The sequence below is a fragment of the Microscilla marina ATCC 23134 genome (genome assembly GCF_000169175.1).
GTDB lineage: Bacteria > Bacteroidota > Bacteroidia > Cytophagales > Microscillaceae > Microscilla > Microscilla marina.
The window spans coordinates 1-24,042 of sequence record NZ_AAWS01000019.1 but is presented as its reverse complement, the minus strand read 5'-3'; the positions used below and the strand labels follow the sequence as shown (position 1 = coordinate 24,042).

Annotated in this window: 18 protein-coding genes and 8 tRNA genes; 10 read left to right on the top strand and 16 right to left on the bottom strand. The window is 39.7% G+C overall.

Annotation, left to right across the window (positions count from 1 at the left end):
* Positions 1-10: 10 nt before the first annotated feature.
* From M23134_RS18290 to M23134_RS18255, 8 genes are all read right to left on the bottom strand, one after another.
* A tRNA-Arg gene (locus M23134_RS18290) sits at positions 11-83 on the bottom strand.
* Between the two features lie 20 nt (positions 84-103).
* Positions 104-176: transfer RNA gene (locus M23134_RS18285), tRNA-Arg, on the bottom strand.
* A gap of 157 nt (positions 177-333) precedes the next feature.
* Positions 334-408 (bottom strand) — tRNA-His (locus tag M23134_RS18280).
* Positions 409-418: 10 nt separating this feature from the next.
* Positions 419-495: transfer RNA gene (locus tag M23134_RS18275), tRNA-Pro, on the bottom strand.
* 37 nt (positions 496-532) lie between these two features.
* A tRNA-Pro gene (locus tag M23134_RS18270) sits at positions 533-609 on the bottom strand.
* 13 nt (positions 610-622) lie between these two features.
* Positions 623-696, bottom strand: a tRNA-Met gene (locus tag M23134_RS18265).
* Between the two features lie 231 nt (positions 697-927).
* Positions 928-1,000: transfer RNA gene (locus M23134_RS18260), tRNA-Thr, on the bottom strand.
* Between the two features lie 5 nt (positions 1,001-1,005).
* Positions 1,006-1,079 (bottom strand) — tRNA-Ile (locus tag M23134_RS18255).
* A 754-nt stretch (positions 1,080-1,833) separates the two neighbouring features.
* Here M23134_RS18255 and M23134_RS18250 point away from each other — a divergent pair.
* The 3 genes from M23134_RS18250 to rlmB all read left to right on the top strand — a co-directional run bounded on the left by M23134_RS18250 (position 1,834) and on the right by rlmB (position 3,661).
* Complete coding sequence (locus tag M23134_RS18250) at positions 1,834-2,244, top strand: DUF1987 domain-containing protein (protein ID WP_002698564.1); 411 nt, start codon at positions 1,834-1,836, stop codon at positions 2,242-2,244.
* 130 nt (positions 2,245-2,374) lie between these two features.
* Positions 2,375-2,899: an NADH-quinone oxidoreductase subunit NuoB gene (gene nuoB, locus M23134_RS18245; RefSeq protein ID WP_002698562.1), complete on the top strand. Its 525-nt coding sequence runs from the start codon at positions 2,375-2,377 to the stop codon at positions 2,897-2,899.
* 21 nt (positions 2,900-2,920) lie between these two features.
* Positions 2,921-3,661: a 23S rRNA (guanosine(2251)-2'-O)-methyltransferase RlmB gene (gene rlmB / locus M23134_RS18240; protein ID WP_002698560.1), complete on the top strand. Its 741-nt coding sequence runs from the start codon at positions 2,921-2,923 to the stop codon at positions 3,659-3,661.
* A 12-nt stretch (positions 3,662-3,673) separates the two neighbouring features.
* On the opposite strand, the gene M23134_RS18235 is transcribed toward rlmB, so the two are convergent.
* Positions 3,674-4,579 (bottom strand): NDR1/HIN1-like protein, encoded by a 906-nt coding sequence (locus M23134_RS18235; RefSeq protein ID WP_002698557.1) that lies wholly within the window; start codon positions 4,577-4,579, stop codon positions 3,674-3,676.
* 379 nt (positions 4,580-4,958) lie between these two features.
* On the opposite strand from M23134_RS18235, the gene M23134_RS18230 reads away from it, so the two are divergent.
* Positions 4,959-5,549, top strand: a complete 591-nt coding sequence (locus tag M23134_RS18230; protein WP_002698556.1) for a hypothetical protein — start codon at positions 4,959-4,961, stop codon at positions 5,547-5,549.
* A gap of 4 nt (positions 5,550-5,553) precedes the next feature.
* Here the strand turns inward: M23134_RS18230 and M23134_RS18225 are convergent, their stop codons facing one another.
* Together M23134_RS18225 and M23134_RS18220 are read right to left on the bottom strand one after the other, a co-directional pair.
* Complete coding sequence (locus M23134_RS18225; protein WP_002698553.1) at positions 5,554-6,249, bottom strand: hypothetical protein; 696 nt, start codon at positions 6,247-6,249, stop codon at positions 5,554-5,556.
* A 173-nt stretch (positions 6,250-6,422) separates the two neighbouring features.
* A complete protein-coding gene (locus M23134_RS18220; RefSeq protein ID WP_002698552.1) occupies positions 6,423-6,911 on the bottom strand; it encodes a hypothetical protein in 489 nt (162 codons plus the stop codon).
* 122 nt (positions 6,912-7,033) lie between these two features.
* Here M23134_RS18220 and ruvB point away from each other — a divergent pair, with 122 nt between their 5' ends.
* The 3 genes from ruvB to M23134_RS18205 all read left to right on the top strand — a co-directional run bounded on the left by ruvB (position 7,034) and on the right by M23134_RS18205 (position 9,925).
* On the top strand, positions 7,034-8,071 hold the full coding sequence (ruvB, locus tag M23134_RS18215) for a Holliday junction branch migration DNA helicase RuvB (protein WP_002698550.1): 1,038 nt from the start codon (positions 7,034-7,036) through the stop codon (positions 8,069-8,071).
* A 255-nt stretch (positions 8,072-8,326) separates the two neighbouring features.
* Entirely contained in the window at positions 8,327-9,490 is a 1,164-nt protein-coding gene (locus tag M23134_RS18210) for a leucine-rich repeat domain-containing protein (protein ID WP_002698543.1), read from the top strand.
* A 54-nt stretch (positions 9,491-9,544) separates the two neighbouring features.
* On the top strand, positions 9,545-9,925 hold the full coding sequence (locus tag M23134_RS18205; protein ID WP_045113834.1) for a hypothetical protein: 381 nt from the start codon (positions 9,545-9,547) through the stop codon (positions 9,923-9,925).
* A gap of 354 nt (positions 9,926-10,279) precedes the next feature.
* Here M23134_RS18205 and M23134_RS18195 read toward each other — a convergent pair whose 3' ends face one another.
* Positions 10,280-11,392, bottom strand: coding sequence for an AAA family ATPase (locus tag M23134_RS18195; RefSeq protein WP_002698539.1), 1,113 nt, complete (start codon positions 11,390-11,392; stop codon positions 10,280-10,282).
* A gap of 173 nt (positions 11,393-11,565) precedes the next feature.
* Here M23134_RS18195 and M23134_RS18190 point away from each other — a divergent pair, with 173 nt between their 5' ends.
* Complete coding sequence (locus M23134_RS18190; RefSeq protein ID WP_002698538.1) at positions 11,566-12,405, top strand: 1,4-dihydroxy-2-naphthoyl-CoA synthase; 840 nt, start codon at positions 11,566-11,568, stop codon at positions 12,403-12,405.
* Positions 12,406-12,687: 282 nt separating this feature from the next.
* On the opposite strand, the gene M23134_RS18185 is transcribed toward M23134_RS18190, so the two are convergent.
* Entirely contained in the window at positions 12,688-13,707 is a 1,020-nt protein-coding gene (locus tag M23134_RS18185; RefSeq protein WP_002698537.1) for a stage II sporulation protein M, read from the bottom strand.
* A 112-nt stretch (positions 13,708-13,819) separates the two neighbouring features.
* Between M23134_RS18185 and M23134_RS18180 the strand changes: the two genes are divergently transcribed.
* Positions 13,820-14,560, top strand: coding sequence for an RDD family protein (locus M23134_RS18180; RefSeq protein WP_045113852.1), 741 nt, complete (start codon positions 13,820-13,822; stop codon positions 14,558-14,560).
* 32 nt (positions 14,561-14,592) lie between these two features.
* A complete protein-coding gene (locus tag M23134_RS18175) occupies positions 14,593-17,841 on the top strand; it encodes a sensor histidine kinase (RefSeq protein WP_002698535.1) in 3,249 nt (1,082 codons plus the stop codon).
* Positions 17,842-17,878: 37 nt separating this feature from the next.
* On the opposite strand, the gene M23134_RS18170 is transcribed toward M23134_RS18175, so the two are convergent.
* From M23134_RS18170 to M23134_RS38425, 3 genes are all read right to left on the bottom strand, one after another.
* Positions 17,879-18,562 carry a DUF2306 domain-containing protein gene (locus tag M23134_RS18170; protein WP_002698534.1) on the bottom strand — a complete coding sequence of 228 codons (684 nt, stop codon included), beginning with the start codon at positions 18,560-18,562 and terminating at the stop codon, positions 17,879-17,881.
* A 573-nt stretch (positions 18,563-19,135) separates the two neighbouring features.
* On the bottom strand, positions 19,136-22,366 hold the full coding sequence (locus tag M23134_RS18165) for a WD40/YVTN/BNR-like repeat-containing protein (protein ID WP_002698533.1): 3,231 nt from the start codon (positions 22,364-22,366) through the stop codon (positions 19,136-19,138).
* A 725-nt stretch (positions 22,367-23,091) separates the two neighbouring features.
* A partial coding sequence (locus tag M23134_RS38425; protein WP_002698532.1) for a tetratricopeptide repeat protein occupies positions 23,092-24,042 on the bottom strand: 951 nt, incomplete at its 5' end.

Sequence of the window (24,042 nt, the reverse complement as noted above, 5' to 3'; positions counted from 1 at the left end):
TAAATAATAGTTACGCTGGAAGGAGTCGAACCTTCACCATTTGGGTAGAAACCAAATATTCTAATCCATTAAACTACAGCGCAATATACTGTTTAACAAGTAGTTGCGTCAGAAGGAGTCGAACCTTCATCATCTGGGTCGAAACCAGGTATTCTCTTCCGTTGAACTATGACGCAATATTTAATTGAGAGTGACGAGCAACAAGTTGTAAGCCAACCTCTGTTTTATAGAAAACCAATAGTTTTCAGGTAATTAATCACTCGATTCGTTACCAGAAGCTCTTCTTAAAGAAGAACCTCCAGCTTGAATCTTTGCTTCCTATGACGCAATATGGGCTGTCTGCCGGGACTCGAACCCGATTCTCCTGCTTCACAAACAGGTGTGGCAACCAATTCCACCTCAGTCAGCATTTGTATAATGGTCGGATAGGCAAGATTCGAACTTGCGTGCTCTAGTACCCAAAACTAGCGAGATAAACCTCTCCTCTACTATCCGAATATAGTTTAATCACTTAATTACTAATCGTTTTCAATGGTCGGATAGGCAGGATTCGAACCTACGTCCTCTGGAGTCCAAGACCAGCGAAGATGACCACTCTTCCACTATCCGAGTATTTGTTTAGTGTGCCCTGAAGGACTCGAACCTTCAATCTCCTTGGTATGAGCAAGGTGCTTTGACCAGTTAAGCTAAGGGCACTGGTTTGATCATTATTTAGTCAATCGCACATAAAAAAAACCTTGTTTCATTATGAGACAAGGCTTTAAAAGATGGGTATTCTCATCATCGTTTTACTATAGTCATAGTAATAGCCTTGCCGCTTTCGGGGGTTTTATCCAAATAGGATTCCGACGGTGTTTAGGTGTATTTGATATGTGTCTTATTGGCATCATTATTTACTTATCAGATATTTAGCATTAAAGTGTTTAGAGCACCCACAAGGAATCGAACCTTGATCCACTGATTACAAGTCAGTTATTCTAAGCCGTTGAACTACGGGTGCTTTAGTGTGCTCTGAGGGATTTGAACCCCCGATCTCCTGCGTATCAGGCAAGCGCCTTGACCAACTTGGCTAAGAGCACATATACTGTTTTACACTACTCAAAATTTAACATAAAAAAAGCCTTACAGTTTCAGATGAATCTGTGAGGCTTTTGAGATATATAATTGTTTGTTGTTTTCTTGGGTAGTCAGTCTTTATACCTATTTTGATCAGGTTTCAGACTTTGGGGTACAAACATATTCACCTCATTAGCCTCACAGAATCTCCAGCGCTTTATTATGTGCTTCCGATTCCAGGGGTTAATCGTTTTGGGGGTGATATGTTTATTTTGAAGTAACATTATGATACAAAGGTAATAACGTGTTTTTATTAATACAAGTTTTTATGTAATTTTTTATTTTAAATAATATTCAAACTATATATAAGTATAAATAATTAAAAAAGCTTACTTAAGCATTGATACGACAAAGGAAAGGAAAAGTTTTGAGTTTTGCAAATACTTTCAATAAAACAATATTTACCTCATATAAAATAAATACAATTTATACCTACATATTAGTGTTGCTGCTTTAACTTTGTTGTGTTGCGTTTGACTTACAGCTAACAACGTCCCCTGAAAAATACTTCAATAAAAGACTGTTTTTTTATATATTTTTGGTCAATAGCTGTTAATTTAGCGGGTTATATAGCACTAAGTAGCAGCAAGTAATTATATAAGCTACAAGTAAGGGTAACTCGCTCATAATATGACTGTTACACCTACTCATTAGATATATTTAATTTTGTCTAGGTACTTACTTGTCCAAATTTTAACCATAAAACATTGCCTGAGTATGTCAAACCAACCAAACCCAGAGCTTACCCCACCAAATATCATTATCAAAGGCAGTAAGAAGTTTGATATTACCCCAAGTGTTAACTTTAATGGTCAAACTGGCATTTGTAAAATTAGTGGGGAGTCACATCATCAAAACGACCGTGACTTTTATTTACCTTTGGTACAGTGGATAAGAAATTACGCTAAAACAGGACGCCCTCTGGAATTTAACTTTAAGTTTATTTATTTTAGTACAGCATCATCTAAGCAAATCTTACTGTTGATAGAAGCACTTAAACAATATGAACAAGCAGGAGGGGTGGTTACAGTTAATTGGTATTACCCTGAAGATGACGAGGAGATTCTGGAAGAGGCAGAAGACTATATACACGCTACCAATTTAAAAATGAACCTGATTTCTTATTAATCTATAGGGTTTAAACTCAAAAAGCAGCCGCTACTCCCAAACTTTTCCTACTTTTGTCTTCTTTTATATTGGTTCAAAGCCAATTTGTCTATAACTTTTGGATTATACTTACCAATACTACACTATTCTTATGGGGCTATTAGACCAACAGTTTGAACAAGATAATATTATTCTGACCAAAGCTGAAGACCTGATTAACTGGGCACGCCTTTCATCATTATGGCCTATGGGCTTTGGCTTGGCTTGTTGTGCTATTGAAATGATGAGCACTTTTGCTGCAGGCTACGACCTTGATCGTTTTGGAGTATTTCCCAGGGCTTCGCCTCGCCAATCTGATGTAATGATTGTGGCAGGTACGGTTACTTTCAAAATGGCAGATAGAATTAAGCGTTTGTACGAACAAATGGCAGAACCCCGCTATGTTATTTCAATGGGGTCTTGTTCTAACTGTGGGGGGCCTTACTGGGAGCATGGCTACCATGTAGTAAAAGGGGTAGATCGTATTATACCCGTAGATGTATACGTGCCAGGTTGCCCTCCTCGTCCAGAGGCATTGATCGGGGGTTTTATGAAACTTCAAGAAAAGGTAAGAAATGAGCGTTTGCGCGCACCCCAGGCTTTGGAAAAGCTAATGGCAAAGATGCAGGAAAGTTAATCTATATAAATTTTAATTATTGTGGCAGCAGATTTTGTGTTTGGAGTACAGTCGGTAACAGAAACTATTAACGCCGGCAAACCTATTGATAAGTTGTTTATTCAACGTGAACTGGGCAGAAATTCGCCCAAAGTAGCTTATATTTTAGAAGAAGCAAAAAAAAGAGAGGTGCCGGTAGCTAAGGTACCATTAGATAAACTAAATCGCATTACCCGTAAAAATCACCAAGGCATTATTGCTTTCATTTCGGCGGTGCACTACCAACCTTTGAGTAATATTATTCCTCAACTTTACGAGGAGGGTAAAACTCCTTTAGTTTTGATATTGGATCGCCTGACTGATGTGCGCAATTTTGGGGCTATAGCCCGTACAGCAGAATGCGCTGGTATACATGCCATCGTGATTCCTTCCAGAGGGTCAGCTCAAGTAAGCAGTGATGCAATGAAGACATCTTCTGGTGCACTCAACTATTTGCCAGTATGCCGGGAGGCTAACCTGGAAAAAACCATTGAGTTTTTGCAAGAAAGCGGCTTACAGATAGTAGCTTGTACAGAAAAAACCAGTGAGACTATTTATGCGCCAGACTATACGGTGCCTACGGCTATAGTGATGGGTTCTGAAGAAGATGGAATTTCCCAGGCATTGATACGCAAGGCAGACCATTTGGCTAAAATACCTTTACAGGGAGAAATTGGGTCGTTGAATGTATCGGTAGCCACGGCAGTGATTGTATACGAAGCTGTAAGGCAGAGAAGTTTGTAAGTTTATTTTTTTTTAGAACTGACTTCCTACGAGTTGGTGTGCAGGCAAGGGAATAGATTGTTTGATGGGAATATTGAAGACTTCGTCAGCAACCACCACTTGACAAGAACCTATTGCCTGTACTTTTTTAGTATACATAATTGACAATGCTGCGATTAACTTGCTACTGGGAATGTAAAATTTTACTGGAAGGTACTCGGTAGTACGTGCATGAATCACCACCCCTTCCGATAGTTTCCAATGCCCTAACTTTGCCTCATTATCAGGTGGGGTAATGTTTACATCTAACCTATTAATTTTATAGTCAAAAGGGTACTTGTTTTGCAAACCTATGTCCAGCGAAATGTTCATTCCTTTGTTAGAAGACGCTGTCTTAAGTCTTTTCACTTTTAGCCCGTCTTTACCAATAGTAAAATTGGCAATTTGATCTCCTTCTTTACTTAAGTCTACTTCTTGATGATTGTTTCCATTAAAACTAAGGGTGGTTACCAAAGCATTGAGCTTATATTTTCCCTTCATGTCTATAGCACATATCTTTTGCTGCTTAAGTTTAGGGTGAATCTCAGCAAGTGCTTTGATGTCTAGCTCTACCTGAAGCTTTACAGTAGTGTTTGCTTGCGCCTTCAGAGTTATTTTTTCTTTTCTGTGGGCTACTGCTGCCTGTGCGTTATTGATAAATATATTGTTTTTGAAGCTTTGGATATGAATGGGAAAAAAGTTGGCGTTATGAATGACAACTTCTGCCTCTACATACATAATTTTGCCTTCCAGACGCTTTACTTCTGTTTTACCAATTTTCACCATCTGAGGGGTTTGAAATGTAAGGGCTACACCTGCAAAAGCCAGTAACAACAATAAAAGAGATAACCATAGCACTCTTTTTCTTGTAAATATTTTTTTAAAATTCAACTCAGGCATAGTATCACAAAGTAAGTCTTTTATGTTTTAAGAATGACATAGAGTGTTGGTTAGCTGCAATAATCGCGCGGAGAGTGATTGCCCCAATATATTTTTATGCGTCTAACCGTATTCTTGTATGCGTTGTGTGTCCAAAGATACACTATTCGGCAATGGAATTAGCAATATTGAATAAATTTCATCTATTTACTATTGCCAACCTTCCAGCAGGCATTTCGTAATTAAAATTACGCTTTTCAATATTAGAATGAGCAATAAACTACAAGTATACTTAGGTCATTTATAATAAGGCAGTTACATTATAGTATGGCACCTGACTAAATACCTAAACTAATTACATATACAACTAAACACTTATAACCAAATAACCTCAAACTATATGCTTTCTATATTTAACCGAAACAAATATGTACTTGAAGGAATTAGTGTATCACGCGGAATGTTGCGTCAATATAGTATTTTTGACTACGAGACCAAAGCACCTATTATTGAGATAGAAGAGAAATCTGATTTGGTCACTGGGGTATTGCGTATGACCATGCTGGGTGGAATCATTCCTTTTGCATTTAAAGCATATAATCCCATAGGGGAGCTGGTATTTACTTTGCAAAAAGAGGCTAAGTTTGGAAAAGTCTCTTTTATAGATGTATTAAACCCTCAAGGGGACATCATTGCACAATTTCCACGTGACTTGCTGTTTTTCAGTAAACCGTTTGAGGTGTGGGATACTGAACGCAACCCATTGTTTATCATTAAACCTTCATTTACTGGAAAAACTCAGTTTTTCACCATGGACAATCAATTGATGGCGGAACTATCGAGAAAGGCAGGTGGTGAGTTTTCGTGGACTAACTTACTGTCAGGTACAAGTAATAGTCGTATGTTTATTGAAATAAAGGATGTGGTTCCTCCTAACGATATTTTACGGCGAATTATACTGGCAACTGTGATCTATTTGCAAATATCTTAACCTATTAGGCTTTATTTGGGGGAAGGGATACCTTACCTTCTCTCAAATCAGCGATCCAAGTCGATAGTTGCTGGATGACTTGTTCTCTGTGGCGATCCTCTATATTGTTGTACTCCAGTGCGTGAGGGTTCACTGTCACCTCTTTTCCTTTTTTATGGTGGTCTTTGATAAAACTCCGAATGGTTGCAGTAGGGTCATAGTCAAGATTTTGTAAATGATTTTGAAGCATTTGATCAAGTAAATTGGCAAGCTCGGCTACAGTGTATGTGGTAGCTTCTTTTGCTTCTACCTCCTCCCCTTCATCATCATCTTCCTCTTCTTCAGTATTGAGCACTGTTTGGGTATCTACCCCAAGGTATTTGGCTATAGTTACTTGTCCTTCACTTGCCCATTCTACCTGCCAGCCTTTCCAGGTAGTCTCTCGCAGCATTTGTACAAAACAAGTGACCAATGCTGGAGTATGCCATAAAAATTCGTCGCCCCAGAACAACAGTTTTTGCTGGTCCATATCTACCAATGCGGCTCCCTCGCCCCAAACAGTATCCAGCAGCTTTTCAGATACACTTAAGGGTCTAATGTATTGTACGAGTGAGTCTGGTCCATAAAAAAGCTTGCGCCCTATGATGTTGGCGTCCCAGTGTGCATAGTAAATGTCATGTTCTTTATTTTCTATCAAAATATAGTTGGTTCGATGTCCCATGGGCTTTTTGTTGAAATATTAGTTGACGAAAAGGCTTTGGTCATTGATTTTGTGTGATCAATAACCAGCAAAGGTTGGAAAGAGAATTTACATAGCTCCCTGTACAAATAAAAGATTTATTTTAACTTTTTTCAATTTTACTCAGGTTTATTTATACATTTCCCAAGGAGGCGTTAACCTTTCAAAAACAAGAGAATATGCTCTTTGTCAGCAAGTGTACTACCTCTTTCAGGGGCTTCACATAAGATAATTGGATCGTCAGTGTCAAACGCAAGTAACAATACCTCCTGGGCTGTTTTTTTGTCATATACCCCCTCTATTTTATTCAAAGAAGACAAAGAAGTCTCCATTATTTTCTCTCCTTTTTCGTCCAGAGCAAACCTCATATACTGGAACAAGTTCCAGGCTTTGTCAAACACAAAATAACGGGAAGGTTTGAAAACCCTCAAAAACAAAGTAGTAAGCACAATCACAAAAGGCACAGCACCGCCTAAAGCCATCAATATTGCCAGCCACCAATTGATACCAATAAGCTTAAGTAGTATAAGTAATACAACCATAATGGCTACACCTATCTTGAGAACAAAACTCAAGTTTTTGCGCCTGCCTTTGACGTGTAAAACTAATCTCTGGCTGTCTTGTTCCAATACTTCTGCAATCATACCCGAAAATTACAAAACATATTTACTGAAGGCAAATGCTATTAGAAAGTTCTCATTGGCTTTTTGCCAAAAATATGAGCAAGTGTTTGCCTGTGTGTTGCTCACGTTAGTATATTTGTATTATGGAGAACCTAAGAAACGAGCATATACAGGCTGATAAAGACCAACTAAGTGAGGGTGATCAGGCGATTGAAAAAGCCTTGCGTCCTCTCAACTTTGATGACTTTTCGGGGCAGGGTAAAATTGTAACTAACCTGAAGATTTTTGTACAAGCTGCCAAACAACGTGAAGAAGCCTTAGACCATGTATTGCTCCACGGCCCTCCCGGTTTGGGTAAAACTACTTTGTCAAACATTATTGCCAATGAATTAGGCACTGAAATCAAAATCACCTCTGGCCCTGTACTAGACAAACCCAGTGACCTAGCGGGGCTATTGACCAATCTGGAAACGAATGATGTGTTGTTTATTGATGAAATTCACCGCTTGAACCCTATAGTGGAAGAATACTTGTACTCGGCAATGGAAGACTACAAGATTGATATTATGCTCGATTCAGGACCAAGTGCCCGTACTATACAAATTGCGTTAAATCCTTTTACACTGATTGGCGCTACTACCAGAGCAGGTTTGCTTACTTCTCCGCTAAGGGCTCGTTTTGGTATCAAGGCACGCCTTGAGTACTATGATGCCGACTTACTATCTACTATTGTGCGTCGTTCTTGTGCTATATTGGGCACCCCTATTGAGCATGATGCTTCTTATGAGATTGCTTTTCGTAGCCGGGGTACTCCACGTATTGCCAATAACCTGTTGCGTCGTACCCGTGATTTTGCTCAAGTAAAGGGTGATGGCACTATTACTCTAGAAATAGCCAAAATGGCGTTGGATGCTTTAGAGGTAGATCAAAAAGGACTGGACGAAATGGATAATCGAATTTTGACTACCATTATAGACAAGTTTAGGGGTGGTCCAGTGGGTTTGTCTACCATTGCTACTGCCTGTGGCGAAGAGGCAGAGACCATAGAAGAAGTGTACGAGCCATTTTTAATCATGCAAGGGTTTATTAAAAGAACTCCCAGAGGAAGAGAGGCTACTGAAGAAGCCTACCAACATTTGGGTAAAACTCTGCCCAATAAATCGCCCGGTTTATTTGACTAATTGCGTTATAATTGCGTTATTTAGTGTATAACCTTGCAGGGTGCCAGCCATCAATCACTTGTTTTTAGTTAATTGCTTCTTGAGCAATGACAAAAAGAGTGAAAAAAAGAAATGATTAAGCAACCTTTTTGTAGCAAAAGTAGTTTTTGAAGGCACCCAAGTGCTTGTTTAAATTTCATCAACTGGTTTGAAAGTAATTTTTGATTCTGAAGGTGAAACTTATACAAGCTCTAAAGCTTATAATATCTATTAATTATGATGAGAAAAATACTCATTTTATGCCTGCTTTCAGGACTTTTGGTAGACACTGTTAATGCTCAACGTCGCAAACGTAACCGTGATAAAGATAAAACAGAAAATACTACCACTACTGTTACTCCTGTAACTAAAGACTCTACTAAAAAAAGAAAGCGAATTTTGCTTAAGCCTAAAGATTTATCTGATCAAATGGCTTATCATTCCTTGAAAGAAGCACTCAAAAATGTAGACAGTGTTTTTGTGCTTGATTTTCCACTCAAGAAGTTTACTTATTTTCCCAAAGACATCCTCAAATTGCGTAATCTACAGGTACTGGAAATGGTTTATAGTGAGCTCGATTCACTACCACCAGTAATTGCCGATTCGTTGGACTATCTACAAGTACTTAATCTGAAAAACAATAAACTGACATCTTTGCCCACTGAAATGGCAAAGATGAAGTATTTGAGGAGGCTAAATCTTGAATATAATTTACTGGAAGACATTCCTGATGTAATGGCAAATATGAGTGGGCTTCGCTCATTAAATATCAAGTTTAACCGTTTGTCAAAAATATCAAATAAAATTGGAGCACTTACTCAACTCCAAACTCTTGATCTTACCGCCAATGGCATTACAAATTTGCCCAAATCGTTTGGTCAACTGACCCAGCTTCAGGAACTAAACCTTCAGGCAAACCGCATCACTACTTTGCCTATGTCTTTTACTCAGTTGGCTAACCTAAAAAAGCTCAACCTTCGTCAAAACCGATTCAAGGTTTTTCCTTCACATATTTTTTCGCTTAACCAGCTGACCTCTCTCAACTTGCGAAAAAATAAGTTTTCTCAAATACCTTCGGGTATTACCCGCCTTCAACAGTTAGAGGAGTTGAATTTGCAGCAAAATGCCCTTAGTAGATTGCCAACTGGCATTGCTGCCTGGAAAAAGATGAAGAAACTCAATTTAAGCAAAAATAAACTAACCAATTTTCCTGTAGAGATTAGCCAATTATCTAATCTTGAGGAACTTAACTTAAGCTTTAATCAAATATCTACCATACCTGCTAACATTGGTCAACTCAAAAAATTAAAGCTTTTGAACGTCGCGAATAACCGATTATCTTCCGCTGAGAAGAATAAACTTCGAAGTGTGTTGCCAGTTACTACTACCATTATTTATTAGTATGGCAATGCCTTTTATGAGCACAGTAATTGTTCAAAAAAACTATTAAATCCTGTGAAATCACAACGCAAATTTGTCAATGTTTTACTAACTATTATTGCTTTTGTCGGATTGTTTGGGCTTACATCATACTTGGTAAAAAAGCAACAAACTCCCGAACCACAAAAAAAACAAGTACCAACCAAGCAGGCTGTTCAAGCAAAACATACGGCCAAGTTATCTCAAGCCAACAAACCTGTTCATAGGCCAGTGGCTGCTCGTAAGGTAAGTAAACCCGTGCAGGGCGACTTACCCCAGGTTTATCACTTAAAAAATAAGCTGAAAGCTACTAAAGCCGCTTATGAAAAGTTGTTAAATCAACATGACTCTTTAAAGAGGGTGGCCGAAATATTGCAAAAACCTACTCAAAAAGCCGAAAGTGGCAGAGATAAATAACACTATTTATAAAATAAAGCATTAACTTTGTGCTCCGCTTTTAAACCATCGTTTAAAAGCGGTTTTTTTATTTACTTAATCACCTACAAACGTGGAATCACAGAGGAAACTCCTCCGAGTATTATTTATGATCATCGGAGGGATCGCTTTTTTCTTATTGGTGTCTTACAGACCCACTAGTCATACCAAGGTATCGGCACACCCCAAAACAGACTCAAGCCTGTACTACAAGGCCAAAATTAAACTTCTCGAAAAGGAACTTAAAAGTCACCAAAGGCTTCTTAAGGCTTCTTTGATAAAGACACAAAGGTGATCAATCAGTCAGTTGTTTGGTTGCCTGAAAGCAAGTCGTTTTTATACAATCTCCCATTGGATTTTATCTTTTTCCAAAAACAGATGAATTTTGGTATTTTGCTGCTCCAGATGAGAATACAATTCAAAACAGGCATCTTCTATATAACCAAACAAGGAGGTGCGTAACCCACGTGCTCCCGTTTCCATTTCTATAGCTTGATCTACGATCTTTTCAAGCACATCATCGTCTATTTTCAATGATGATTTTACCAAGGCTAGTTCTTTTTCATAGCGCTTGAGGGTATTTTTTACCAAAATATCCTGAAGGTGTGCTTTGTCTAAAGGATGAAAGGGAACAATGCGTGAGAAACGCCCAATAAGCTCTGGCATAATACCATACTCTTGAAAATAGACGGTTTTGTTCAGGTCATTTTCGTTTAATTGATAGGCAATGGCATCGGTATAAGCGGTTTCGGTTTTGCTGCCAAAGCCTATTTGTTGGTTATGATGATTAATGGTTTTGGTAATGCCTGAGAAGGCACCCAACGCTACAAAAGAGATAAATTCGGTGCTCATAGTGTCGCGGGGAGCATACGCCGAATGACTCAACTCTTCGGGAACATCTACCTCGGCACCTTCCAGTATTTTTAACAGCTCTTTTTGCACACCAAAACCACTGACATCTTTAGTAGTGCCTTGCCCGGCAAATACTGCACTGTTTTTACTGGTAGACAACTTATCAAACTCATCCAAACATACTACTCCCAAGGCGGCAAGGTCGTAGTTACCATCTGCTGCGTTTACCAGGCGAGTAAGTATAGATACCACATCTTGCCCAATATACCCTGTTTCGGAGTAAGAGGTGATATCAATCACAGTAGTGGGTAAGTGAAGAATTTTGTTGAAAACAATGTCGACTAAGTAGGTTTTGCCTGACCCGGTAGGGCCTACCAGTAAATAGTTGTCTTTGGGTGGCAATTCATCTTTAGGTATTTTGTCTACAAACACGTTCTTAAGACGACGAATATGGCGGCAAGCCATGAGGCTAATGGCCTGTACTGCTTTGTGTTGTCCTATATAACCGTGTAAGCGAACTTTATTGTAAATGTCTTGTGGGGTATGCGGCATTTGCGTCAAGATAAAATCTTCTATGCTTTGGTAATATTCTTCCATTTTTTGATTGGTCGTTATTTCTGAAAAGATAAAAAGAAAATATTTACTGGCAAATAACCATCATTTTCCTTATAGTGAGCTATAACTAAAGCTTGGCTATTTTTTTAGCTTACCACTAACTTTTTTACCTTTATTTTTTTGTAAAATTACTCAATAAACTATCTGCAAACAATATGGCTTTAGATTGGAAAACCGTCAAAGAATACGAAGATATTACTTATAAAAAACTCAATGGAGTAGCGCGCATTGCATTTAACCGTCCTGAAATAAGGAATGCGTTCCGTCCCAAAACCATTGCCGAGATGTTGGATGCATTTACCGATGCACACGAGAGCAACGAAATTGGTGTAATTTTGCTGACTGGTGAAGGGCCTTCGCCTAAGGATGGAAAGTATGCTTTTTGTTCGGGGGGTGACCAAAATGCCCGAAGTGCCAGAGGTTATAAGGGCTTAGATGGCATTGCACGCTTCAATGTATTGGATTTACAGCGATTGATCCGTTTTATGAACAAAATCGTGATTGCGGTAGTCCCTGGTTGGGCAGTAGGTGGTGGGCATAGCCTGCATGTAGTATGTGACCTGACGCTTGCCAGCAAAGAGCACGCTATCTTTAAGCAAACCGATTTGGACGTAGCAAGTTTTGATGGGGGGTATGGATCGGCTTACCTGGCACGTCAGATTGGGCAAAAACGTGCTCGTGAGATTTTTTTACTAGGAAGAAGCTACTCTGCCGAAGAAGCTTACCAAATGGGAATGGTGAATACTGTAGTACCTCATGACGAGTTAGAAAACGAGGCGTATCAATGGGCACAAGAGATTTTGCAAAAAAGCCCCACTGCAATCAAAATGATTAAGTTTTCTTTTAACCTCATAGATGATGGGCTTGTAGGACAACAAGTGTTTGCTGGTGAAGCTACCCGCTTGGCTTATCAAACCGAAGAGGCAGAAGAAGGACGCAATGCTTTTTTGGAGAAAAGAAAACCCGACTTTGATAAATTCCCAAAGTTTCCTTAAAAAAGGAAGTACTTCAAACTACTCTACCCTACTATTTTTTTTCGCCTCGGTTTGTGTCTCCACAACCGAGTTTACGAATCCTTAGATACCGATGAATGTCGGTGCTCAGCAAAGCTAAATCACCTCATCACAGCGTCTGGAAACATTATTTTTGAAGGTTTCGATCAGCTCGTGCCTTCACGAGTTGAGGCGATGACGGTACTTGAAAAAAGCTGGGTAGAGTAACTTCAAGCGATCAGTTAACTAGCTGATCGTTTTTTATGCTTTGCCCAGGTCTTTTACTTATACCAAGCTCTCTTTCTCTTCTTCTGTTACCTTCTCTTGCATACCAAAATAGTTCACTGGATTAATTTGCGCTTGTTTGTCTAGTTTAATAGGATAAATAATGAAGTAATAAACAATAAAAGCAGCTGACACTCCAATAATGAGTAGCTTCAGAAAAATGGGGGCGTCAGTAAGACGGGTGACAAAACTTTCGAGAAAACCAGCAATGATAAACACTGGTACAAGACCTACAATAATTTTTGTTCCTTTGACCGCTCCTCGTCTAAAAGATACACTTCGTGAATAGGTACGCGGAAATAAAATGCTATTGCCTAAAGCAAAACCAGCTGCTCCGGCAATAATAATTGCAGAGATTTCGAGCGTGCCATGTATCCATATACTTAACACTGATGTCCAAAGTAGCCCTTTTTGATAGAAAAAAAACTGAAAAGTTCCTAACATAAAGCCATTTACCATGAGAAAATACCCAGTGCCAAACGAGAAAAGTAAACCCAAGGCAAAGGTGTTAAAAGCCACCCTGATATTGTTCATAGTAATAGAAAAAAACATATCGTTTTGATGAGTCCCCTTATACACTGCCATAGGGTCACCGTTTTCTATGTTACGCAATGTCATGTTTACATAACCATCCCCTAATATCAAACGGGCAAAGTGATCGTCATAGGCTGTAGAAAGCGCCCCCAGCAAACAAGCAATAAAAAAGATAAGAAAAGAATAGAAAAACTCTTTGTGTACGCTGCGAAATAGTTGGGGCAACTCATATAGCCAAAAGCTGATGATGCGGCTTCCAGCTTCGCGACGATTACGGTAAATAGATTGGTGAACTTTGGCGGCAAGGTTGTTCAAATAGGCGGTTGTCTTGCCTCTGGGGTAATTGGTGCGGGCATAAGCCAAGTCGTCAGTGATTTCGATAAACAAATTGGCCAGTTGATCGGGGTTGGGACGTTTTTTCTTTAATAAGTTCTCAAACTTTTCCCATTTATCTATATTTTTCTTTACAAAGGTGGTTTCACGCATGAATTTTCACTTTTTTTGTTCGTCTCAACAGGTTAAAAAAGCGTTTAATAACTTGTAATTTGCGGCTCATACCTTGCTGCTCTTTGCTAATGTACGCAAAAACAATGAAAAGATGAGTAGAGTTAGTATTGAAACTACCCAAAATGTTCAAATAGATTATGACCTAGCCAGCATTGGTGATCGTATACTCGCTTTTCTTATCGATCTTGCTATTATTGTGGCCTACCTTATTGTGGCCCTTTTTATTTTGTACCACCTGGGTGAATCACTCGTACAGAGCCATCTTTTTGTCCCCTTTCGGGTAATTTTATTTTTACCTGTGTTATTTTATACATTGGCTTCCGAGGTATTTTTCAACGGGCAAACTGTGGGTAAGAAACAAAGAAAAATAAAGGTGATATGCGTAGATGGTTCTCAACCTACTGTTACTCATTACCTCATTCGTTGGGTATTGCGTATTGTAGACATTTACTTATTGCAAGGTGCTGTGGCGGTTATAGCCCTCTCGGTCAATGGCAAAGGGCAGCGTTTGGCAGACATGGCCGCAGGTACTACAGTAGTAAAAGTAAAACCCAAAATAGAGCTTGCCGATCTTAGACGTATTTTTAAGACTATAGACGATGAACATTACCAACCTACTTATGAACAGGTGTTGATATTGTCTGATAATGACATTAATATTATCAAAGATCTCATAGCAAAACGTAAAAAAATACGTGACCCTCAAATTTTTCACTCGCTGGCTCAAAAGATACAAGAAACACTCAATATCACTTATGATGGTCAACCCATGCCTTTTTTACGTACAATACTGCAAGACTATAATTATTTGGCAAATAAGGAGGAGTTTTAAACAAATGCTTCATTCAAACTCAAAAGAACTATATGAGATGTAGGATCTCTATAATCATAGTTTTTATGTGCCTGAGCAACTACTTTGGTTACGCTCAGTTTAATTTCCGTTTCAAAAAAATTACGGTAAAAGAGGGCTTGTCACAATCTGCTGTTTCTTCTATCATTCAAGATCGTTTTGGTTTTTTGTGGGTGGGTAGTCGCGATGGGCTTAACCGCTACGATGGGTATACATTCAAACAGTATTATCATCAAGCAGACAACCCTCAAAGTTTGCCCAATAGCACCATTATGCAATTGTCGCTCGATCCTCAAAAAAACTTATGGATTAGCACTCCAGGCTTTTTGTCTAGGTATCAGGTAAACCAAGACAGCTTTGTATCTTACCCAATAGCACTTCCCCAAAATGCCTCAAGTGAACCCCTGATTATCAAAAAAATTTATTGGAAAAACTCACAAGAAGCATTGCTTACCTCCTCTAAAGGGGTAATTTTGTTCAATGCCAACACTCACAAAGTGAGCATACCTAAACGCTACGAAAAGTTTAAGGGAGTTCATGTATATGCCATTGCCTTTGATGCCCCCATCAGCGAATGGATTGCTACCCACCAAGGAATTTACCAAGCACGAATAAGGGACAATAAAGTAAGCTGGACTCTACGTCTTGCCAGTAAGCAAGCACCTACTTATGTAATTAAAACTTCAGAAAATGTAGTGATTGGATCGGTACACGAAAATGCTTATGTATTTGATGCACTGGAACAGGTTTTCAGGAAGGTACCACAGGCAAAAGGTCAAAAGGTAGTGACAGCAATGAAAGAGTTATCTAATAACCAAGTGTGGATGTCGTGGGGAAATGTGAGCATTTTGGATACCAAAGGCAAATACCTGAGTAATATCACTTACGAAAAAAACAACCCTTTTAGCTTATCCAGAGATTTGGTTACCTCAGTATATGAGTCACAGGATGGCATTATTTGGTTGGGTACCAATGGCTACGGACTCAACAAATTAGACCTTAACCTATCGCGTTTTGGCTACATTGGTGCTTTTCCTAATACACGTGTTACCCTTGATGAAATGTACACACAGGCAATTTATACCGCCAATGATACCCTACTCTATGTAAGTACTGCACTAGGTTTAAATATCATTGATTTGTTCAACAAAAAATCAAGGGTACTCACCAATAATGCCAGTGTACGTAGCAATCGCATCAATTGTATTGTAGCTGATAGCACCCAAAGGCTTTGGCTTGGCTCTCAAGATGGTTTGTGGAAACTTGAAAATGACCAGTTTATCAATGTAGACAACCAAGTACTTAGCAGAGATATCGGGATCAATCAAATATTACTTATAGCGCCTCATACCCTTATGCTGGCTACTGATGCAGGGACTAAATTGTGGAATTACCAAACCAAGCAATTGACCCACTTGAGCTATACCAAATCAGTAAACACTTGCCTACCCTTGCTGCAGGGGTTTCTAGAGGGCTCCAGATTGGGGCTGCGGGAGTTTGATCAGCGAGGACAACTGAAACATCATTTTAAAGCTGGTAACTCCCAATCTCCTGTTCAGGTTAACATTATTACCCACATTTTTAGAGACTCGAAACAACGAATATGGATAGGCTCCTGGGGGGGAGGTTTGACCTTATATAACCCTAAAAGCCACAAGTCAACGCATTATGGCAAAAAGGATGGTTTACCTAACCTGGTAGTGTATGGTATATTAGAAGATAGCCGCCAACACCTATGGCTAAGTACCAACAAAGGACTCAGTTTTTTTAATACCAAAACCCGACAATTCAGAAATTTCAGAGAAACCGATGGACTCCAGAGTGACGAGTTTAATACGGCATCATTTTTCAAATCGCCTTACGGCAGAATGTATTTTGGGGGCATTAACGGGCTCACTTATTTTGCTCCTGGTACTGCTTTACAAACCCAACGGTACATTCCAAAAACCACTTTGATTGGCTTTACCATAGACGGTAAGCCAGGGCTTCGTCTTGACGAAAGTTTTGGTGTGGAAAGAATTGCTCAAGCAGGCTTAGTTACCCTGGGATCAACAGTACGTAAGTTTTCGTTTGAAGTAGCCGGCTTGGGTTATTCGTTGCCAGGGCATACTCGTTATAAATACAAAATGACGCCGCTTGATACACGCTGGATAGAAATGGGCAAACGCCGCTATATTCAGTTTAATAACCTTGCTCCTGGTACTTATCAACTTGAGGTTAAGGCGGCTAACTCGGAAGGGCAGTGGGAAAACAAGGGACTCAAAGTTACAGTAATCATTACCCATCCTTTGTGGCGGCAATGGTGGTTTGTAGCCTTATGTGCAGGGCTTGCTTTTTGGCTGGTGTTTGTATTATATATTATTCGCACCCGGCAATTAGAGCGTAAAGCGCAAAAACTTACTGCCACTGTAAAGCAACGTACCCAAGAGGTAGAAACCAAAAATAATGAAATTGAGGCTCAAAATGAGGAGCTACAAACACAGGCAGAGATGTTGATTGAGAAAAATGAATTGCTGGAGGCCATCAGGGAAAACCTGGAAGACAAGGTAAGGGAACGTACCCAAAACCTCACTCAACTCAATGAAGATTTATTGGAACAAAACACCAAGCTAGAACAATTTGCTTTTATTACTGCCCACAACATCCGTGGTCCTATTGCTCGTATTCAAGGTTTACTGCAAATTATGCCCAAAGGAGTAGCCCCTGATATAGTAGGGTTTTTAAAACTAAGCATAGATGAGCTCGATCAGGTAATTCGTGATTTGGTAACTATACTGGACGTACGCAATGGAGTAGACCAACACTTTGAAAAGGTAGAATTAAGAGCCTTGCTCATGCAAACTATTCAGTCGTTGCAAGATGACATAGATAAAACCAATGCTACGATCAATATTGATCAATTTGCTCCTTTGACTTTAAACGGGGTACGCCCTTATTTTCAAAGTATTTTTTACAACTTGATTCATAATGCGCTCAAATACAGTAAAGACGATGAAGACCCAATGATTCGTATTGCACACTATAAAAGGAAAAAAAAGGTGTTCATTACTGTTGCTGATAATGGGCTGGGTATTGAGATGCATTATGCCAAACAGAAAATTTTTAATTTATACCAACGTTTTCACCCCAAACGCCCAGGCAAAGGTTTTGGGCTATATTTGGTAAAAACTCAACTGGAGGCGATGAAGGCTGACATTAGCGTAACAAGCGAGCCTGACAAAGGTACTACGTTTACCATTAGTTTTCCTCTACACAAGACTTAGTACTGCGGAACAACAGTTTTCCTGTGGTTTGATAAAGTTATGCCGTAGCTTTTGCTTTACGTTTATTGGTATGTGCCTGTAACATTTGATTATATACTTCTACTGCGCTTAGGGTAAGTATCCAACCTAGCCAAAATGCTGCCATCAAAATATCGCGATCGTTCGCTATGATCATTTGTTTCAAGATTAAAAACACCACTCGGATAGAAGCAACTCCTAAACCTATAGCATAACTACGGGCAACCCATTCGCGGTGCTGAGTAACCTCCCCCCTACGAATATGGGCATAGGCTCTATAAGTGGCATATATCATAAACGAAGCAAATAGCAATACGGGTATCAGTTCTACTACACCAGCAAAAGGCACTAAAATGGCGAACAAGATGCCAGACACAGCTCCTGTAATACTGAATACCATAAATATTTTGCCCAAAGTACGGTGCAATTGAGGACGTTTTCGGCGAAAACTTTTGCTAAACTGCATGAGCCCTATGATAAGGTATGCTGCACCAAAAATACGGTGTACTACTTCAATGCCAGGCTTAGAGGCAAGCGCAGGTAATGCATCGCGGGTATAGTCTGTACCATATAAAATATTGGATAACCAGAGATGTACTCCTTCAGGTAAAATGTAACGACTAAGGCAAGCATATACTCCTACAACAGTAAGTATACAGGCTGTAATATAACCTGCGCGTGCTAGAGCTTGAATTTGTTTCATGGTGCAATGATTTAGGTTGCCCTCATTTCACTTTGTTAGAGGTACTAATTGCTTAGAGATGGCTCCCATTTTTAGGATAAAATTCGAAAAACTATAATTTCTCGTTTTAAATTTACGAAATACATTGATTTTAGGAAACATCGTATTTATGTTTTTATGGAATGAAACTATGCTTTTTGGGAATATCAATACATAGTTCATAGCTATGGTGTGGAAATTAACACCTGAGGACGAGCTAAAAATCAAATGGGTACATACTTATTTTAATGTGTGTGTGTGTTTACATTTGGTTGTATAAGTGAGGGAGTATTGAAAATATATAAGGAGAGGGAGGGGAGGAAAAAAATTGAAGGAAGCCCTTTAATTAAATTAAAGGACCTACCCCCAACATTTTTGGACTATGCTGACACAAAGTTAATAGTTTATGCTAATTAAAAAAATCAATTGCTAAAAAAATTAGCCAAAAATACATAAAAACCTGACATTCAAAACATTAAATTTTAGTCAACGCAAAAACGCCACTAGAGTATGCTCCAGTGGCGTTATATACTTTGATTGACAAATTCTAAAAAGTTAGTCCATTTTCAAAGGTTGATAGTCTTTAAACAGTTTAGGTTTGGCATTTTCTACCGCAGTACGGAACTCTTTCCAGTCTGTGGCAAAAAATTCATTGATTTGATTCACAGCATCCTTCATTGCTTTTTCGGCAAGACGCATCATGTTTTTCTGGTTGCTGTTAAACGCACCAAAAGCATTGCTCATATAGTAAGATGCCATGCCTAATTGTTGGGTTACTAGTTTTGGGTTGCGGTTGATTCCCTTTTGTTTTTGTTTGCCCAGCACCATTTCCATTAGCTTTTTCATTTTCTTTTTGGTGTCTTTGCCTTTCTTGCGAGCTGCTTTCACGCCATCACCTTTTTGACCTTTGAGCTGTGCCATGGCTGTTTTCATAGTTTTTTTCGCTTCTTTCATGCGGTTTACGGCTTTGGTTAATACCGCTACCTTTTGCATCATTTTCTCTGCAGTTTCAAGCTTTGCTTTTGCTACACTTATTGGCTCACTCTTGCGTGGGTCAGCTATTACCTTAATGGTAGTAGAGTCTTTTTGCCCCAAGTAGCTCATACGTATCTTGTAAGTACCTGGAACCACTCTGGCACCACCTGGCTCACCTTTGCCTCGGCGTTTACGCCCTGCGTTGCGATAAGAAGGAAAACGAACTCCTTTGCGATCTAACCTCCAGTAAGTACGATTTAAGCCGTTATTGCGGGGCTTTACTTTAAGCGTTCGAATCAAAGTACCACTTTCATCAAATACCTCTAGTTTAACCTGCTTGCCTTTTTTCTTCATTTTCTTTTTATCCTTAGGGTCTTTTGTAGCAGTTTTCGTTTTACTGTCTGCTTTGGCTTTCTGACCACCCTTCTTTTGGGGCTTGCTTACCCAAAAACTCAACATTGCACCACGACGACGGTTTTGCCCGGCAAACTCACCTTGCGCAAAGAAACGCCCGCCAGCACCTTGCTGATAGCTTGCCAGTACTGCAGTAGGTGGAGTAAATACTTTGATTTTTTGCTCCATTACTTTTTTGCTACCTTCTTTGGCAAGCACCCGCAAAGGGCGAATGTCATCTAATACATACGCTGCACGGCCAAAAGTACCAATCACCAAATCGTGCTCGCGGGGATGAATCACCATATCCATAGTAGATACTGTAGGGTAACCATTTGTCCATTTTGTCCAATTTGCGCCTGCGTCTATGCTTACATACAACCCAAACTCGGTACCTGCAAACATGAGCTTAGGTTCTACCGGGTCTTGCACAAACGAGCGCATGTACCCCCATACTTTGTCGGTGTCTACCAGGTTCTTCCAGCTTTTGCCATAGTTGGTGGTGTGCAATAAGTAAGGCTTCCAATCATCGCGACGATAGTTGTTAATCACTACAAACGCTTCGCCTTCGTTGTACTTAGATGCCCTGATTTGGGGAATCCAGCTTCCGGCGGGTACTCCCTTCAGGCGGCTGGTCAAATCTTCCCAGGTTTTGCCCCCATCGCGGGTAATCTGTAGTTTGCCATCGTCGGTACCCACCCATAACAAGCCTTGCTTTTTAGGACTGGGCTCAATGACCAAAATAGAGTTGAAGTTTTCGGCACCCGTAATGTCAGGGGTCAAGCCTCCGGTTTTGTTGCTTTCTTTTTGTTTTTCCTGGTCGTTGGTGGTCAAGTCTTCCGAAATAATATTCCAGTCTTCACCACCATTGATGCTTTTGTGTACATATTGACTACCGAAGTATACCGTGTTTTTATCAAAAGGGTCTATAGCAATTGCCGCGTTCCAGTTAAAGCGCAAAGTTTTGCCTTCGGGGTGCACAGGACGTAGCAGTTCCTGGCTTCCGGTTTTACGGTCGTATCGTCCCATAAAACCTTGTTGTGACATAGAGTAACCAGTAGTAGGCGAAGTAGGTACTACGTCGAAACCATCACCAAAACTAAGCTCTTGCCAATAACTATTACGAATACCTCCCCTGCGCCATACATAGGCAGGGCCACCCCAAGAACCATTGTCTTGCATACCACCATATACATGGTAAGGCGTAGCATTGTCAACATTGATGTGGTAAAATTGCGCTACTGCAATGTTATTCATAAACCTCCAGGTCTTTGCCTGGTCGCGGCTAATGTACATTCCACCATCGTTGCCCAGCATCATGAGTTTACTATTTTTAGGGTGAATCCACATGGCGTGGTTGTCAGGGTGTACATTGTTCATATACCCACCAATCATTTTCCAGGTTTTTCCGCCATCTTCGCTACGCGAATAATTAGACCACAGACTATACAAACGATTTTCGTTTTGGGTATCTACATAAATGTCGGCATAATAAAAAGGGCGATTGCCAAAAGGACCTTTAGCCCCCACATTGCGCCACTTAAGCCCTCCATCGGTAGATTTATAAATGCCATTTTTCTTAGCTTCGATAAAAGCATATACTACATTGGGATTACTCTGAGCAATGGCAAGCCCCATTCTACCCAAGTTGCCTTTAGGCAAACCATCTTTACTGCTAAGTTTTTTCCAGCTTTCGCCACCATCAAAGGTTACGTGCAAACCTGAACCTTTGCCCCCTGATTTGAACTTATAAGGCCAACGGCGAAACTCCCATAAGGCTACGATGAGTTTGTTAGGGTTGGTAGGATCCATCACCATATCGGCTACCCCGGTGCGGTCGTTGGCAGAAAGTATTTTTTTCCAGGTTTTTCCGCCATCTACAGTTTTGTATACGCCACGCTCGGGGTGATCGCCCCAGGCAGAACCTTGCGCTCCCACATATACAATATTAGGATTGGTTGGGTGCAACACAATGCGGTGAATGGTGCGGGTTTTCTCAAGTCCCATTAGTTTCCAGGTTTTGCCACCGTCTTGGCTACGAAACACCCCTCCCCCACTGGTTTGGCTATTCCGAGGGTTTCCTTCTCCTGTACCTACCCACACTATATGAGGGTTTTGCTGGTTTACTGCTACGGCACCTACCGAGGCTATTTTTTCTTTTTCAAAGATAGGTTTCCAATCCACTCCACCACTTTCTGACTTCCACAAACCACCCGATGCTGTACCACAATAGATGATGTTGGGGTGATCATATAAGGCATCTATTGATGTAACTCTTCCGCTCATCCCACCAGGTCCAATGTTACGGGCTTTCATTCCTTTGAGCTTTTTCATGTCCAGTTTTTGGGCTTGCCCTGGCAAGGTGGCGCAAAGCAAGATAAAAACTGCCCACAAAATATTTTGTATATGTTTCTGCATAATATAAATGTTATCAATAATCCACCTTATTCAGTCGATAGTCCATAGCAACGACAGGTGCAAGTCTTTAGATACCGATGCTATGTCCTGTTCCACGGGTAGCTAACAAGTTTATAAGTTACTTTTTTTAAGTGTTTATAATTTTGTTAGTTAGAAGCCATTGTAGTAAAGCCAACATCCATTATTTGGCAATGCTTTAGCTTTTAAGAACACTGTTTTCCTTACTGAAAAAACCAGTGGAGTATTATGTTATGACACTATAGTTGTTTTTAATCCCCCTAAATTAACTGTTTGCCTTGCCACTTGGAAGCTATTTTTGTAGGAACAAAACCAGCCTCTCACTAAAAATTGTATTATTCCCATGTTTAATATTACTAGCCACCATCACATCAACTCTTTAAAAATAATCTGGAGGTATTTAAACTTATAAAATCAGGGGTGAAAGAAGAAGTGATACTTTTGTAAATTAGGGAGATCACTTTTTTATAAAAAAATGGCTTGCCCGATGAACTTAATTATTTTAACCATCAATTCAGTCCTTATCCCGACAAACTACATCTTCATTTTTGGCTATCCAAAACTCTTTACAGGTGGGGGCTTTTATTCAGGTAAACACAGGTGGGGCAGGTGCCTTTCGGCGGAATTTATCATTTTTTGGGGATGTTAAAAAAGTGTTAAGCAAGTCAGCAACAAGAGGCAAGCTACAAGCCACAAGTATTTATACGCTAATCTGGCAATTCATCATTGACACTTTGTTGCTTCAATTGTGTCACTATTTCATCAAATGCTTCACGATTGATACCTTGCTTTTCGAGGTAGGGGAAATCGCTTTGAAAACCTTCAAAGAACTCGGCTTTGTCTTCAATATTATGTAGGCTTTGTTGGTAAAACTCCATTGCCTTTTGTGCATCACCCTCTGTCAAATATACATGCCCCAAATTCATTTGAGAATGAGATAACTCTATGGATTGCTCAAAATAGGGTTTGGCAGATTGAGATTTTCCCTGAATAAAGTAAAGCCAACCTATGTCCAGTAATAGTTCTTTATTTGCTGAGTTAAACTCTATGGCTTTTTGATAGGCTACAATGGCTTCTTCATAGTTATTTAAGTCGTCATAAGTAACACCTAAATTGATCCAGGCTTGTTCAAAATCAGGCTTGATCCCGATAGCTTTTTGATAGGCAGCAATCGCATCATCATACTTGCCTAAACTTTTGTAAACCACCCCTAAGTTGACCCAGGCTTTTTCGTAGTTAGGTCTAATCTCGATCGCTCTTTGATAAGCTACAATGGCATCCTCGTATTTACCTAAGTCGTCATAAGTAACGCCTAAGTTAGCCCATGCCTGTTCAAAATTGGGGTTAATCTCGATCGCTTTTTGGTAAGCAGTAATCGCATCATTATACTTACCCAAACCTTTATAAACCACCCCTAAGTTAATCCAGGCATTTTCATAACCAGGCTTAATCTCTATAGCCTTTTGGTAAGCAATAATAGCCTCTTCATATTTATCCAGCCATTCATAGTTTACCCCTAAATTAAACCAAGCTTTTTCATAGTTAGGTCTGATCCCAATCGCTTTTTGATAAGCCACAATGGCATCTTCGTATTTACCTAAGCCTTCGTAAGCTACCCCTAAGTTAATCCAAATATCTTCGTCGTTGGGTTGAATCCT